At 38.7% G+C, this 14,186-nt stretch carries 12 protein-coding genes and 1 pseudogene; 7 read left to right on the forward strand and 6 right to left on the reverse strand.

Features of this window, described 5'->3' with window-relative positions; all coding sequences use genetic code 11:
- Positions 1–30: 30 nt before the first annotated feature.
- From H9N25_RS18900 to H9N25_RS18925, 6 genes are all read left to right on the forward strand, one after another.
- A complete protein-coding gene (locus H9N25_RS18900) occupies positions 31–1,692 on the forward strand; it encodes a dihydrolipoamide acetyltransferase family protein (RefSeq protein WP_190326874.1) in 1,662 nt (553 codons plus the stop codon).
- Between the two features lie 139 nt (positions 1,693–1,831).
- Positions 1,832–3,610 carry a DUF885 domain-containing protein gene (locus tag H9N25_RS18905; RefSeq protein ID WP_190326875.1) on the forward strand — a complete coding sequence of 593 codons (1,779 nt, stop codon included), beginning with the start codon at positions 1,832–1,834 and terminating at the stop codon, positions 3,608–3,610.
- Between the two features lie 201 nt (positions 3,611–3,811).
- A complete protein-coding gene (locus H9N25_RS18910; RefSeq protein ID WP_190326876.1) occupies positions 3,812–4,363 on the forward strand; it encodes a cupin domain-containing protein in 552 nt (183 codons plus the stop codon).
- Positions 4,364–4,431: 68 nt separating this feature from the next.
- The gene (locus H9N25_RS18915; RefSeq protein ID WP_167295671.1) at positions 4,432–5,661 is read left to right on the forward strand and encodes a serine hydrolase domain-containing protein; all 1,230 of its coding nucleotides are present in this window, start codon (positions 4,432–4,434) and stop codon (positions 5,659–5,661) included.
- A 282-nt stretch (positions 5,662–5,943) separates the two neighbouring features.
- Positions 5,944–6,249 carry a YbaB/EbfC family nucleoid-associated protein gene (locus H9N25_RS18920; RefSeq protein WP_167295672.1) on the forward strand — a complete coding sequence of 102 codons (306 nt, stop codon included), beginning with the start codon at positions 5,944–5,946 and terminating at the stop codon, positions 6,247–6,249.
- Between the two features lie 99 nt (positions 6,250–6,348).
- Entirely contained in the window at positions 6,349–7,026 is a 678-nt protein-coding gene (locus H9N25_RS18925) for a metal-dependent hydrolase (RefSeq protein ID WP_167295673.1), read from the forward strand.
- 317 nt (positions 7,027–7,343) lie between these two features.
- On the opposite strand, the gene H9N25_RS18930 is transcribed toward H9N25_RS18925, so the two are convergent.
- The 4 genes and pseudogenes from H9N25_RS18930 to H9N25_RS18945 form a co-directional block, all read right to left on the reverse strand.
- Positions 7,344–7,685 (reverse strand): hypothetical protein, encoded by a 342-nt coding sequence (locus tag H9N25_RS18930; protein ID WP_029274964.1) that lies wholly within the window; start codon positions 7,683–7,685, stop codon positions 7,344–7,346.
- 106 nt (positions 7,686–7,791) lie between these two features.
- A complete protein-coding gene (locus H9N25_RS18935; protein WP_190326877.1) occupies positions 7,792–8,661 on the reverse strand; it encodes an energy transducer TonB in 870 nt (289 codons plus the stop codon).
- Positions 8,662–8,681: 20 nt separating this feature from the next.
- Positions 8,682–11,488: pseudogene (gene polA / locus H9N25_RS18940) on the reverse strand (DNA polymerase I).
- 95 nt (positions 11,489–11,583) lie between these two features.
- Positions 11,584–12,339 (reverse strand): CPBP family glutamic-type intramembrane protease, encoded by a 756-nt coding sequence (locus H9N25_RS18945; RefSeq protein ID WP_190326878.1) that lies wholly within the window; start codon positions 12,337–12,339, stop codon positions 11,584–11,586.
- Between H9N25_RS18945 and H9N25_RS18950 the strand changes: the two genes are divergently transcribed.
- Positions 12,340–13,020 carry a hypothetical protein gene (locus tag H9N25_RS18950; RefSeq protein WP_190326879.1) on the forward strand — a complete coding sequence of 227 codons (681 nt, stop codon included), beginning with the start codon at positions 12,340–12,342 and terminating at the stop codon, positions 13,018–13,020.
- Between the two features lie 36 nt (positions 13,021–13,056).
- Here the strand turns inward: H9N25_RS18950 and H9N25_RS18955 are convergent, their stop codons facing one another.
- Both H9N25_RS18955 and H9N25_RS18960 read right to left on the reverse strand, forming a co-directional pair.
- Positions 13,057–13,599, reverse strand: coding sequence for a GNAT family N-acetyltransferase (locus tag H9N25_RS18955; protein ID WP_190326880.1), 543 nt, complete (start codon positions 13,597–13,599; stop codon positions 13,057–13,059).
- The gene (locus H9N25_RS18960; RefSeq protein ID WP_190326881.1) at positions 13,599–14,186 is read right to left on the reverse strand and encodes a DNA-3-methyladenine glycosylase I; all 588 of its coding nucleotides are present in this window, start codon (positions 14,184–14,186) and stop codon (positions 13,599–13,601) included. The genes H9N25_RS18955 and H9N25_RS18960 overlap by 1 nt, the downstream gene beginning before the upstream one ends.

The following is a 14,186-nucleotide window of genomic DNA, read 5'->3' on the forward strand; positions in this document are numbered from 1 at the left end:
TATTAATAAGATTTCAATTAATTAGATATAATGGCTGATGTAATTAAAATGCCCAAAATGAGCGACACCATGACCGAAGGGGTTTTGGCAAAGTGGCATAAAAAAGTGGGCGATAAAGTGAAAAGCGGCGATGTTTTGGCAGAAGTAGAAACTGACAAAGCAACAATGGATATGGAATCTTATTGGGATGGTACACTTTTATACGTTGGTGTAGAAGAAGGAACAGCTGTTCCTGTTGATGCTATCATGGCCGTTATTGGTAAAGAAGGCGAAGATTATAAAGCAGCATTAGAGGCTGAAAAAGGCGCAGAAGCTCCAAAAGCAGAAAGCACCGAAGCCCAAAAAGCTGAAGAGAAAAAAGAAGAAGCCGCACCGGCTCAGGGTGGTGGCTTAAGCGAAGAAGAATTAGCTGCAAAAGGTGTTACGGTTATCCGCATGCCTTTGTTAAGCGATACCATGACTGAAGGCGTTATTGCCGAATGGCATAAAAAAGTTGGCGATAAAGTAAAAGACGATGATGTTCTTGCTGACGTAGAAACCGATAAGGCAACTATGGAAGTAATGGGCTATGCAACCGGAACTTTATTGCATATTGGTGTAGAGAAAGGTGCCGCTGCAAAAGTGAACGGAATTATTGCTATCGTTGGTCCAGAAGGAACTGATGTAAGCGGAATTTTAGCAGGAGGCTCAGCACCAGCTCCAAAAGCTGAAACTGCAGAAGCACCCAAAGAAGAAAAACAAGCTACAAACGCCAATACAAATGCACCTGCTCCAGTTGCAGAAAGCGCTTCTGATAGCCGTGTTAAAGCATCTCCTTTGGCCAAGAAAATTGCTAAAGATAAGGGTATCGATTTAGCGCAGGTTGCAGGTAGTGCAGAAGGCGGTCGTATCATTAAAAAGGATATCGAAAACTTTAAACCAGCTGCTGCTCCGGCAAAAGCAGAATCTGCAGCTCCAGCTGCTGAAAAAGCTGCTGCACCAGCACCAGTTATTCCGCAATATGTTGGTGAAGTTAAATTTACAGAAGCCCCAGTTTCGCAAATGCGTAAAGTAATTGCAAAACGTTTAGCAGAAAGTTTATTCACTGCGCCACATTTCTATTTAACCATAAGTATTGATATGGACAGTGCGATAGCTGCTCGTACGGCTATTAACACAGTTGCTCCTGTTAAGGTTTCTTTCAACGATATCGTAATTAAAGCGGTTGCCGTTGCATTGAAAAAACACCCTGCTGTTAATTCATCGTGGGGTGGCGACAAAATCAGGTTTAACGAACACACCAACATTGGTGTAGCTATGGCCGTTGAAGATGGCTTATTGGTACCAGTAGTCCGTTTCGCTGATGGTAAATCTCTATCACACATCTCTGCAGAAGTAAAAGATTTTGGCGCTAAAGCAAAAGCTAAAAAATTACAGCCAGCAGATTGGGAAGGCTCTACTTTCACCGTTTCTAACTTGGGTATGTTTGGTATTGACGAATTTACTTCAATTATCAACTCTCCTGATGGCGCAATTTTATCAGTAGGTGCAATACAGCAAGTTCCGGTGGTTAAAAACGGTGCTGTTGTTCCTGGTAATGTTATGAAATTAACTTTAGGTTGCGATCACCGTGTGGTTGATGGCGCAACCGGAGCACAATTCTTACAAACATTAAAAGGTTTATTAGAAGAGCCAATCAGGTTATTAGCATAATCAGTTAACAATTCGCAGTTTCAGTTCACACTGACTACATATTAAAGCCATCCTAAAGGATGGCTTTTTTGCGTTTAAGGCTTTTAGTAAATGGCAACTTAATTTGTTATTTTTGATTAAGGATCTTTAAATAGAACAAATGAAAAAAATATTTCTTTTTACTGCTTGCATTGCTTTCTTATCTTCCTGTAAGCAAGGAGCCAAATCTGATTCAGGCTCAGAAAACAAAGCCTTTGCCAATATGTGCGAGCAATACTACCAGGATGGGTTAAAAATTAACCCAATTAATGCCACTTATATTGGTGATGAACGTTATGACGATCTCCTTCCAAATGATGGTTCACAAGCTTATCTTAAGGAATACAAAGCATTTAACCAACGTTATCTCGACAGTTTAGGCAAGTACGATAGGGAAGGCCTGAATGACAATGACAAACTGTCTTTTGATTATCTTAAAGACCAGCTAAGCATCAATTTAGAGGGATTAAAATATCATTCAGAATACCTTCCATTTAACCAGATGTTTGCTCTACCCTTAACCATTGGTCAGTTAGGCTCGGGTACAGGAGCACAGCCATTTAAAACGGTCAAAAATTATGAAAACTGGTTAAAACGCGCTACCGCCTTTTCCGTTTGGGCCGATACAGCAATTGCCAACTTTAAAAAAGGTGAGGCCGCAGGTATTGTTTTACCTAAGGCTTTGGTCGTTAAAATGATTCCGCAAATGCAGAGTATGGTGGTAACCGATCCTAAAAAAAGTTTGTTCTATGGCCCTATCAATTCATTACCAGCAAATTTTTCTGCAGCAGATAAACAAAGATTAACAGAAGCATACCGAAATGCTATCACTACTGTTATTGTACCAACTTATAAAAAACTGGGCGATTTTCTTCAAAACGAATACCTGCCTAAAGCAAGAACTACGTCTGGCTGGTCTGCCATGCCAGGTGGCCTGGAGTGGTATATTTACCTGGTTAAACAACAAACTACCACCAACAAAGCGCCTGAAGAGATTTATCAAACAGGTTTAAAAGAGGTTGCCCGTATTAAAGGGCAAATGGATAGCATCAAAAACTTAGTGGGCTTTAAGGGCGATTTGAAAGCTTTTTTCGAATACATGAAAACCGATAAAAAATTCATGCCTTATAAAACCCCAAAAGAAGTATTGGCGGCCTTTGAAAATATCCACCAGCGCATGAAACCCAATTTGAAAAAGATGTTTGATGTGGAGCCCAAAACCCCTTTCGAAATTCGTCAAACAGAGGCTTTCAGAGCAGCATCTGCCAGTGCAGAATACAACCAGGGTTCGGCTGACGGGTCTCGTCCTGGCATCTTTTATGTGCCAATTTTAGACGCTAAAACATTTAACACCACCTCAGGGATGGAATCTCTATTCTTGCATGAAGCAATACCCGGTCACCATTATCAGATTTCTTTAACGCAGGAAAATAAGTCGTTACCTAATTTCCGCCGTTTCGGTGGTCATAACGCCTATGTAGAAGGCTGGGCGCTCTATTGTGAGTCATTAGGTAAAGAGCTGGGGTTATACCAGGATCCATATCAGCATATGGGAGCTCTGGGTGATGAAATGCACCGGGCCATTCGTCTGGTGGTTGATGTGGCTATTCACACCAAAAACATGACCCGCGAGCAAGCCATTAAATACATGACTGATAACGAAGCCATAAGCACTGAAGGTGCAACAGCAGAAATTGAGCGTTATATGGGTATACCTGCACAAGCTTTAGGCTATAAAACAGGTGCAATGAAAATAAGGGAATTGAGAACCAAATATGAGAAAGAATTAGGTCCGAAGTTTAAATTAGCAGCTTTTCATACTGCAGTTTTAAAAGATGGATCTTTCCCTTTATCTGTTTTTGAAGCTAAGATGGATGCTTGGGCAGAAAGCCAGAAATAGAACTATTCGTCTTTGCGAGGAGGAACGACGAAGCAATCTTAATGCGATCGCGAATAGCAGCAGTATAAGATTGCTTCGTCGGCTGAAAAAGCTTTCTCGAAATGACGACCACTTCTATACAAAATATAAATCCGCAGGAAACCATCCAAATCTTTAAACCCTTTTCCAATTCCTTTGTTAACTATTAAAACATCCCAAATCATGGACAAAGAAAAATTGATTCAAGAAGCCTACCTGGTTGCGCATAAAATAGAGGAGAATGGCAATTTTCCTAATAACCCTACTTTACCCTTAATGATTTACAAAGGTACGTTCAGGTTGCACCCTGATGATACTGAAGAAACAATCAAAAGGGTTTTCGCGCAAAACGGATACACTAATGCCTGGATAGATGGCATCTTTGATTACCATCATTATCATAGCAATACTCATGAAGTAATGGGCGTATTTTGTGGCAAAGCCGATGTGCAGTTTGGAGGTGATCATGGTGTTTGTATAGAGCTGGATAAAGGTGATGTCATTATCATCCCTGCAGGTGTAGCGCATAAAAAGCTGAATTCAACTGATGACTTCACTGTAGTTGGGGCATATCCAAATGGCTTAGATTATGACATTAAATATGGCAAAGCAGAGGAGCGGCCCGAAGCAGATGAAACCATAGCTAAAGTGAAAAATCCAGACAGCGATCCTGTTTACGGAAGTAAAGGTCATTTATTTGAATGCTGGTACAACCAAAATTGCGAAAATGTGTAAAACTCTTTCGTTTTAACCGTCTAAAATTCTTTAATTTTCGGGTTTTAAATACACCACCCCCAATATAAATGAATTTTCGATATATATGTTCAGCATTAGCCCTCTCTGTAACTTTACTAACCGCTTGCTCAAGCAAAAAATCTGAAGAGAAAAAGGCGGCTGAAAAAAAAATCCGCACTAAAGACGACGACAAAGCAGATAGCCTGTTACTGGTTTATAACCCACAAAAAGGCGATAAATGGATAGCTGATTTTGTAGATAACCTACACCGAAAATTCGGTTTCAATGGAAATATGCTGGTAGCCAAAGATGGAAAAATTCTTTACGAAAAAGCCATAGGTTGGGCCGATTACCTGCACCGTGATAGTTTAACCATCAATTCAGAATTTGAGCTGGCCTCGATTACCAAAACCTTTACCGGTACAGCTATTATGCAATTGGTAGAGGCGGGAAAACTTTCATTGAACGATAATGTAAAAAAATTCTACCCTAATTTTCCGTATGATGGCATAACAGTGAAATTATTGCTTTCTCACCGCAGTGGCATGATGAACTATGTTTATTTCATTGACGATATCTGGCGTAAGGAAAAACGCAATATGAAAAAAGGTGTAACCAACCAGGAAGTAATGAATGTTATTGCCGAGCGGAAGCCAAACCCATACACTAAACCAGATAACCGTTTTCATTATAACAACTCAAACTTTATGGTTTTGGGGGCTATTATAGAAAAGGTTACCGGACAGCGTTATTCACAATATATGATGGAGCATGTGTTTAAACCTGCCGGGTTAAAACATACACACGTATATAGCACCACTGAGTATGAAAAAATTCCTGTTGATGTGGTTGGTCATGACCGTACCTGGAGATATTCTGTTGCGCAGAATTTTTTAGACGGCCCAGTTGGAGATAAAGGCATTTATAGTACTGTACACGATTTAGTATTATTTGATAAATACCTGAAAAATGGGAGGTTATTAACTAAAAAAAGCCTAGATTCTGCATATGTAGGCCGTAATAAGCCTGTTAATGGTCATTTTAACTATGGTTATGGCTGGAGGATGTTCGATGGCGAAAAGATGGACAAAGTAGTTTACCACACAGGTTGGTGGCATGGTTTTCGCCATATTTATGTGCGGGATTTAGATAAAAATATTGTGATTATATTTTTAGGCAACCTTACTAATGGAAGTTTGATGCATCTTGACGAACTTTATAAACACTTCAATATGCCTATTATCCGTAAAGGTGCTTACCATGGCAACGGCAGTTTACCGGGAAGTGATGAAGATTAATTAATATATTTAGACTAAAGGAAATCAGTATTTTACTTTAAGGTTTTTGATAGAAAAATAATATTTATTTTTTTGACTTAACAAGATGTTAACCGACACTAAGGGAGCAGGATTTAGTTTCTTAGCCCCGAGCGAAGCGGCATCCCTGTAGCGCAGCGAAAGGATATAGCGAAGAACGGGAACAAATGTTGATAGGGTTGCTGTACCTGCGCTTCAAAAACAAATATTTCTTTTAGTAAAACAAATTATCCTAATTTCATTTTATAATAAAAACAACAAATTATGTTCGACAAGTTATTTGCGGCTCAACAAAAAGCCGAAGAAATTAAAAAACGTTTGGATACCATCTCGGTATTTGGCGAAGTTGAAAATGGCGCAATAAAAATTACCGCTACCGCCAACAAAGCCATTACCGGAGTTTCTATTGATGAAGAGTTTTTGAAAAATGCTGATAAGGAAGAATTAGAGGAACTTTTATTAACTGCTATTAACAAAGCGATGGCAAGCGCCGAGCAAGTTAGTGCAGCAGAAATGCAGGCATCGGCACAAGATATGCTGGGCGGCTTAGGCGGTATGTTTGGCCAATAAAAACCATTAGAAGAATCAACTGTTATACTTACAACAATCAGTCTTAACACTCGATTCTCAGATCTTGCTACTTGTTATTCAAATCTAGATACTGTTATTATGAAATATACTTATTACGGCCAATCATGTTTCTTACTGGAAGCAGCTGGCAAAAAATTACTCTTCGATCCGTTCATATCACATAATCAATTAGCTAAAAATATAGATATTAAAGCCATTGAGGCCGATTATATATTGGTAAGCCATGGCCACGGCGATCATGTGGCCGATCTTGTATCCCTGGCAAAACAAACCCAGGCTACGGTTATAGCCATGCCAGAAATTATTGATTGGGTTTCGAAACAGGGCATAGAAAAAGTGCATGGAATGAATTTCGGTAAAGTTACTTTCGACTGGGGAGTTGTACGCATGGTACCAGCTACACACTCATCGAGTTTACCAGATGGAAGTTACGGTGGAAATCCTGCTGGTTTTGTACTTGAAGTAGGCGGCAAACAGATTTATTTTGCGGGCGATACGGGCTTAACCATTGAGATGAAAGTTTTGGCTGATATTTACAATCTGGATTATGCCATCTTACCGATAGGCGGGAATTACACCATGGATGTTGATGATGCTTTAATTGCGACTAAATATTTCGACTGCGACAATGTAATCGGTGTGCACTACAATACTTTCCCGGTAATTGAAATTGATACACAGGCTGCGTTAGATAAATTTAAACGCGAAAATAAAACCTTATTGTTGCCAGAAATTGGTGAGACGATAAGTTTATAGTTTAATGCGAATTACAAATCCTCCTTTCAAAGGGCCGTGATTTGCAATCACGGCCCTTTGAAAAACACCTTTTAGATCATTTACCTAATATGATCGTCATGCTGAATTTATTTTACAAGTAGAGGTAGTATTTTCAAATGTTTTGTAGCTACTACGTGGTCAGCATCTTTCCAGCTATTAAGCCCTAACCTGCTGCAGAACGGAAAGCTACGCAGCAAAATGAATTCAGGGTGACGACACAAATATTTTAAGATTTCTTAAAACAAAAAAGGGCCTCCGATTTTCATTGGAGACCCTTTCAAATTATAAACCTGAACCTAATTCTTTTTAGCAGCAGCTTTGTTTGCTTTATAACGCATATCTGCTGTACCGTCTTTTTTAGTTGGACCAGCAACTTTAGTTACTGCTTTTGCTTTATTTTCTTTAAAACGCATATCTGGCGTGCCATCTGCTTTTACTTTAGCAGCTGTAGTAGTAGTTTTAGTTTCTACTTTTTTAGCCTCTTGTTTTACGCCTGCTTTAACAGGTGCTGTTGTTGTTTTTACTTCTTTTTTTACAACTGTTTTAGCTTTAGCTGCAGGAGCAGTAGCTGGTGTTTGAGCAAATGCTGTTGTTAAACCAAATGCTGCGATTGCGATTAAACTCAATAACTTTTTCATGTTTTTTTCGATTTTTGTTTTACTCGTTTATTTGTTGGTATAAAATTGATTAATCGGGATGAAGTTTTTATGAAGATAACAAATATTTTTATTTTTTGTGATACAGCTACCTTAAAGTAAAATAAACATTGATGTTGTACGATACGGCTATGGGATTACCAAATAATGTACCTGGAATCCAGTTTGGCGATTGCTGCGTAACTCTGATGGCCTCTTCACTTAAACTTACACTAGGTGATGAAATAATTTTAATATCTTCTATTGCGCCAGTTTTATTTACTGTGAATGATAAATAAACTTTCCCTTGGGTTTTAGCCCGATGATCTTCCACAGGATACCTGATATTTTTGCTCAGATATACATAAAATTGCTTCATGCCTCCCGGAAAAGACGGCTCTGTACTAACATCGGCTTTGGCTACAGGTTTACCGTCTATATCTAGATATGCACTATCGGTTACTTTATTTTTACTGTCGTACTCTTCTTTAAGCGCCAGGTTGCCGTTCTCGTAAAGAATCTTCCATTCGCCCAGTTTCTTTCCATTGTTATAATTGCCGCTTATTTTTGTAGCGCCATTTTTCCAATAGGTGGTGTATGCTCCGTTAAGCCTATCCTCCTGGTATACTTTAGATTCCTTTGGCTTACCATCAAGGTCAAAGCTCGTCCACAAACCTGTTTTTTTATTGTCGAGATAAAAACCCTTCAATGAAACTTTTTCATTGTTATACTCTTGATATTCGCCGTTCAACGTTTTCAGTTTTTTATCGGTGAAAGTTTCCGTTTTAACAATAGCGTGTTTGGCATTAAAGGTTGTTTTGATCCAAACACTATCCTTTCTGTAAACTTTATAAGTTTCACCTGTTTTGGCTACCGCTTTAGTATAATCGCCAAAACTATAGGTTATTAAGGTGTCGCTTTTCTGCGCAAATACATTAAGCGAAATAAAACTGAGTACGATGATTAAGGTTCTTTTCATCACATGTATTTCATTATCCCTTAATGTGCAGCCAGCCAGTTTTCGCCCTCGCCAATTTCTACAACAATAGGCACGGTTAATTTAATGGCATTAGCCATTTTATCCTGAATAATTGCTTTCATGGCTTCCTTTTCCGTTCTCAGCACATCAAACACCAACTCATCATGCACCTGCATCGTCATGGTTGATTGCAAATGTTGCGCTTTCATTTCTTTATGGATATTAATCATCGCAATCTTGATCATATCGGCGGCAGAACCTTGAATTGGCGCGTTAATGGCATTTCTTTCCGCAAAACCTCTTACCGTTTGGTTGGCAGAGTTAATGTCTCTTAAATAACGTCTTCTACCCATTATCGTTTCTACAAATCCATTCTCACGCGCAAAATTCATGGTATCACTCATGTAACGTTTAATGCCGGGTATTGCGCAAAGTATTGTTCAATAATCTCAGCTGCTTCTTTTCGCGGAATACCTAAGTTCTGCGATAAGCCAAAGGCAGATTGACCATAAATGATTCCGAAGTTAACCGCTTTGGCATTTCTACGTTGCGTTCCGTCTACTTCTTCGATACTTACACCATATACTTTAGCTGCTGTTGCGGTGTGGATATCAATCCCCTGGTTAAACGCATCGAGCATGTTCTCTTCCTTACTTATTTCGGCAATAATGCGTAATTCTATCTGCGAATAATCGGCTGATAACAATATATGGTTTTCATCCCTTGCGATAAAGGCTTTACGTACTTCTCTTCCGCGCTCAGTGCGGATCGGAATATTCTGTAAATTTGGGTTGTTAGAACTTAATCTTCCTGTTGCCGCAACGGCCTGATTGTAGGATGTATGCACCCTGCCCGTTTTAGGGTTAACCATTAATGGTAATGCATCTACATAGGTTGATTTAAGTTTCTGTAACTGGCGGAAATCTAAAATATCCTGTACAATATCACTCTTACTGGCTAATGCCAACAAAACATCTTCACCGGTCTGATATTGACCCGTTTTAGTCTTTTTAGCTTTCGGATCGAGCTGAAGTTTATCAAATAAAACCTCTCCCAACTGCTTTGGTGAAGCCAGGTTAAATTTAAGCCCTGCTTTATCGTAAACATTCTGCTCAAACTTAATAATTTCAGTTTCGAGCTCTTTAGAGTAGGCCTTTAAGGTTTCGATATCAATGCGAACACCTTCTTTTTCTATATCAGCCAAAACATAAACCAAAGGGTTCTCAATTTCTTCTGCTAGTTTAGCTGCATTTAATTCTTTTAATTTTGGTTCGAAGATATGTGCCAGTTGTAGCGTCACATCTGCATCCTCGGCAGCATAATCTACCACATCAATTACCGGAACATCGCGCATGGTACCCTGGTTTTTACCCTTTGCACCAATCAGTTTGGTAATCGAAATAGGAGAGTAACCGAGGTAATTTTCTGATAATACGTCCATACCATGGCGGGTATCGGGATCGATCAGATAGTGAGCAAGCATAGTATCGAAAAGTTTTCCTTTTACTTCCACACCATACCATTTTAGCACTAAAATGTCGTATTTGGTATTCTGACCAATTTTTTCGATTTCTTCATTTTCCAATACGATCTTAAATTCATCAACAATCGCCTGAGCCTCTTCTCTGTCTGCCGGAACTGGGATATAATAACCCGTGCCCGGTTTTATGGAGAAAGATAAACCAACCAAATCGGCCATGTTCGCATCGGTGCCCGTAGTTTCGGTATCAAATGAGATCCTTTTTTCGGCAAGCAATAATTTGATTAAATCGGCTCGTTGTTCAGCGGTATCAACCAACTGATAATCGTGTTCCGTATTTTCGATGGTTTTAGCCGGAAGCTTTTCTGCTGGTTCTTCTTCAAGTGTATTCGTATATTGAATGGCCTCCCCTGGCTGGTTACCGAACAAATCGGTCTGCGTACCTTCCTGAAAGCGTGCCGTCGTAACCGAAAATTCATCACCAAATACCCTGCGTCCCAAAGTCCTGAATTCTAATTCGGTAAACAAGGGTTCTAATAAATCTCGACTTGGATCGCAGAGCTCCAAACTAGCTTCATCCAGTTCAACTGGTACATCCAATAAAATGGTAGCCAACTTTTTGGATATTAAACCCTGTTCTGCAAAATTCTCCACGTTTTCGCGTTGTTTGCCTTTTAATTCGTGTGAATTGGCAATAATGTTCTCCATGGAGCCATATTGCTTGATCAGGGCTTTTGCTGTTTTTTCTCCAATACCCGGAATGCCTGGGATATTATCTACGGCATCGCCCCATAATCCTAAGATATCGATTACCTGTAATACATTTTCGATTTCCCATTTGGCCAATACTTCCTTTACACCCAATATTTCCATATCGTTACCCATACGGGCAGGTTTGTAAATAAAAATATTTTCAGAAACCAATTGTGCAAAATCCTTATCAGGTGTCATACAGTAAACCTGGTAACCCTTTTGTTCTGCTTTTTTAGCCAGTGTACCAATAATATCATCGGCCTCGTAACCATCAGAGGTGATTACAGGAATGTTAAAACCCGTAATTAACTTAATCACATAAGGCATTGCTGCAGCCAGATCTTCAGGCATGGCCTGGCGCTGTGCTTTATAGGCTTCGAAGGTGGTATGCCTTTCTGTTGGTGCTTCAGTATCGAAAACCACTGCAATGTGTGTCGGTTTTTCTTTCTTCAGCACATCGAGCAAAGTATTGGTAAAGCCCATTACTGCCGATGTATTGATGCCAGTTGAGGTAAAACGAGGGTTTTTACTTAATGCAAAATGCGCCCTGTACATCAGCGCCATACCATCTAAGAGAAAGAGTTTTTTATTCATGTGATTACACCGATTTAATGATTACACCGACAAATAGATTTATCGGATGATAAAAGTAACCAAAGTTAAAGGTTTAGAAAAGATATAGTTTCAATTTAACAGAAAAAGACTGTTAATAATACGAGGATAAAATTAAAGAAGCCATGTAATAATATGGAATAGCCCAAACCATATTTGACGCGTATAAAACCAAGTGATATACCCGTAAATGTTTGGGAGATAACGAATAGAATAAAAGCGGGATCGCTTAGTGTTAAACCTTTAATATTGCCTAAGTGTATTAAACCAAATATGATAGCAGAATAATAAAAGAGATAGCTAAATGATTTTTGCTGAAAAACCAGTCTCTTGCGTATGTCTATCCTTTTAAAATATCCTGAAATAATTAATGCCACAAAAAGAAAAAATATATAAACAGGCCAGGTAAGAAAACTGCTCTTTATGAAATAATTTGATATCAGGCCCAAGGTAAAACACACAAAGTATATTGGCAGATACTTCTTTCTCAGGTGCCATCTAAATAAAAATTCTTCTAATACTGGAGCCAAAATACAGACCAAAAGTAAGGTTACAGTTAACCCATATTTTTTCAGGATATCGATTTCCTGAACATATTCTTTAATAATTTTAAAATCTACTAGAATACAATAGGTAGTTATTACTAAACCTGCAAATAATAGATCGAGTATGAGTAGCCATAACATATCTCTCCAAAGAGATTTATTATCTTTACTGAGTTTTAAAGGTTTTGGCTTTTTTAAGAATTGCCAAAATGCAGAGAGCGTTTGTATCATTCGTATATTGAATATTATTTTTGAATAACTTACGTTATATCCCGAGATTACTAACATATGAAGATTTTTAGCTTTTTTATTTTATTTTTTTCAATAATTATTACTGCTCGTGCCCAGGATTTTATCGTTAAAAACAATGATGAAGTCATCCGTGGAACAATAAAGGGAACCGATTATTTTTCCGTTTTTATCAGTGCCAACGATGAGGCTGATGTGATTTTACCAGCAAAGGATATTAAAAACTTCTTTTGGAATGGTGATAGCTTTGTGAGCAAGGGCTTTGCAAATGGGCGCAATTTCGAATACCGTTTTGTTAAGGTAATAGAAATGGGAACGGTTAATCTTTATTCTTTTGGCGGAGGCACCTTAGTTCCTGAAGTAAAAGAGAAAAAAGTAAAATTCAGACCATCAATTGGCATCGGTACAGGAACCGGCGGTTATGGCGGGATGGGTATGGGCGGAGGCATTAGCATTGGTGGTGGACGTAATACTGCACCAGAAAGGCCAGCAGGTGCACCAGTTATCCGTTACTTTATTGAAAAACCAGGTGCTGGTCCTTTACAGGAAGTGCCGATGAAAGCAATAACCGAAGACACCAAAAAAGCTGAAGTTAAAAGTATTTTATTGCAAAAAATGAGCGACCAACCTGCTTTAAAAGCTAAAGTTGAAGCTGGAACTGATTTTAATAGCAGGGATGTAATTGAATGGGTTAAGGAATATAACGCGACAAAGAAATAGAATCATGATTAACTGATTTCAGGATTGCAAGATCGTTTAACTAATATCTTCGCGCTTTAACTTTATATAGATGGCTAAACTGATAAGCTCATCTTTTTTAATTTCACAGTTCTCCATTGTTTTCTGATAATCAAAATCAAGTTTTTGCAGCACCTTTTTGCTGTTTTCATTTTTAGTTTCAACCACGGCCTCGATCTTTATTAAGCCTAATTTCTCAAAGGCATAATTGCAAACGGGATTTGCTACTTCTTTAATGATACCTTTTCCCCAATGTTCGGGCAACAGCCAAAAACCGATTTCAGCCTTTTGATCCGTTTTACTTAAATCATTAAACCCTATCGCGCCTAAGAGACTAAGGTTTTCTTTATCGCAGATGGCCCACCAAATACCTGTTTCATTTTTTTGAAGGTCATTGAACCAGATCAATTGCTCATTGGTTTCCTCTAGGCTAGAATAGCGCACACCGTAATAAAGGATCACATCCGGATGAGATAATCCTTCAAAAACAAATGCTAGATCGTCAGAACAAAATTGTCTTAATAAAAATCTATTCGTGTGTATTGTCGCTGAAGCAAACATTACCTTGCGCAACAGTTTAATAAATGGTCATTCACCATTCCGGTTGCCTGCATATGGGCATAGCAGATAGTGGTGCCGAAAAATTTGAAACCGCGTTTTTTCATGTCTTTACTGATCTGATCAGAAAGTTCGGTTCTTGGCGGCACATCACCCATTTTTTCGATGTGATTTTGAATCGGTTTACCATCCGGAACAAAACCCCACATGTATTTAGAGAAACTGCCAAATTCTTTCTGAATTTCGATAAATAGCTTGGCATTCGTGATTGCGCCATTAACTTTTAAACGGTTGCGGATAATGCCTTCATCGTTCATTAACCTTTCTACATCTTTTTCTGTAAAAGCAGCTACTTTATTAACATCAAAATCGGCAAAAGCTTTACGGTAGTTTTCCCGTCTTCGAAGAATAGTGATCCAGCTTAAACCTGCCTGGGCACCTTCGAGTATTAAAAATTCGAATAAAATTTTATCATCATAAACAGGCTTTCCCCATTCTTCATCATGATATTTGATGTAAAGCGGATCGGAGCCAGCCCAGCTGCAGCGGATTGTTAAGTCCTCAGTCTTGAGTCCAGAGTCTTGAGTCAT

The sequence above is a fragment of the Pedobacter riviphilus genome, assembly GCF_014692875.1.
Taxonomy (GTDB): domain Bacteria; phylum Bacteroidota; class Bacteroidia; order Sphingobacteriales; family Sphingobacteriaceae; genus Pedobacter; species Pedobacter riviphilus.

Excerpts from the sequence above, each read along its gene's own strand:
- H9N25_RS18945 (WP_190326878.1), bottom strand. The coding sequence starts at position 12,339 with ATGTTAGTAATCTCGGGATATAACGTAAGTTATTCAAAAATAATATTC.
- H9N25_RS18950 (WP_190326879.1), top strand. The coding sequence starts at position 12,340 with ATGAAGATTTTTAGCTTTTTTATTTTATTTTTTTCAATAATTATTACT.
- H9N25_RS18920 (WP_167295672.1), top strand. The coding sequence starts at position 5,944 with ATGTTCGACAAGTTATTTGCGGCTCAACAAAAAGCCGAAGAAATTAAA.
- H9N25_RS18930 (WP_029274964.1), bottom strand. The coding sequence starts at position 7,685 with ATGAAAAAGTTATTGAGTTTAATCGCAATCGCAGCATTTGGTTTAACA.
- H9N25_RS18935 (WP_190326877.1), bottom strand. The coding sequence starts at position 8,661 with ATGAAAAGAACCTTAATCATCGTACTCAGTTTTATTTCGCTTAATGTA.
- H9N25_RS18925 (WP_167295673.1), top strand. The coding sequence starts at position 6,349 with ATGAAATATACTTATTACGGCCAATCATGTTTCTTACTGGAAGCAGCT.
- H9N25_RS18955 (WP_190326880.1), bottom strand. The coding sequence starts at position 13,599 with ATGTTTGCTTCAGCGACAATACACACGAATAGATTTTTATTAAGACAA.
- H9N25_RS18960 (WP_190326881.1), bottom strand. The coding sequence starts at position 14,186 with ATGACTCAAGACTCTGGACTCAAGACTGAGGACTTAACAATCCGCTGC.
- H9N25_RS18905 (WP_190326875.1), top strand. The coding sequence starts at position 1,832 with ATGAAAAAAATATTTCTTTTTACTGCTTGCATTGCTTTCTTATCTTCC.
- H9N25_RS18900 (WP_190326874.1), top strand. The coding sequence starts at position 31 with ATGGCTGATGTAATTAAAATGCCCAAAATGAGCGACACCATGACCGAA.
- H9N25_RS18915 (WP_167295671.1), top strand. The coding sequence starts at position 4,432 with ATGAATTTTCGATATATATGTTCAGCATTAGCCCTCTCTGTAACTTTA.
- H9N25_RS18910 (WP_190326876.1), top strand. The coding sequence starts at position 3,812 with ATGGACAAAGAAAAATTGATTCAAGAAGCCTACCTGGTTGCGCATAAA.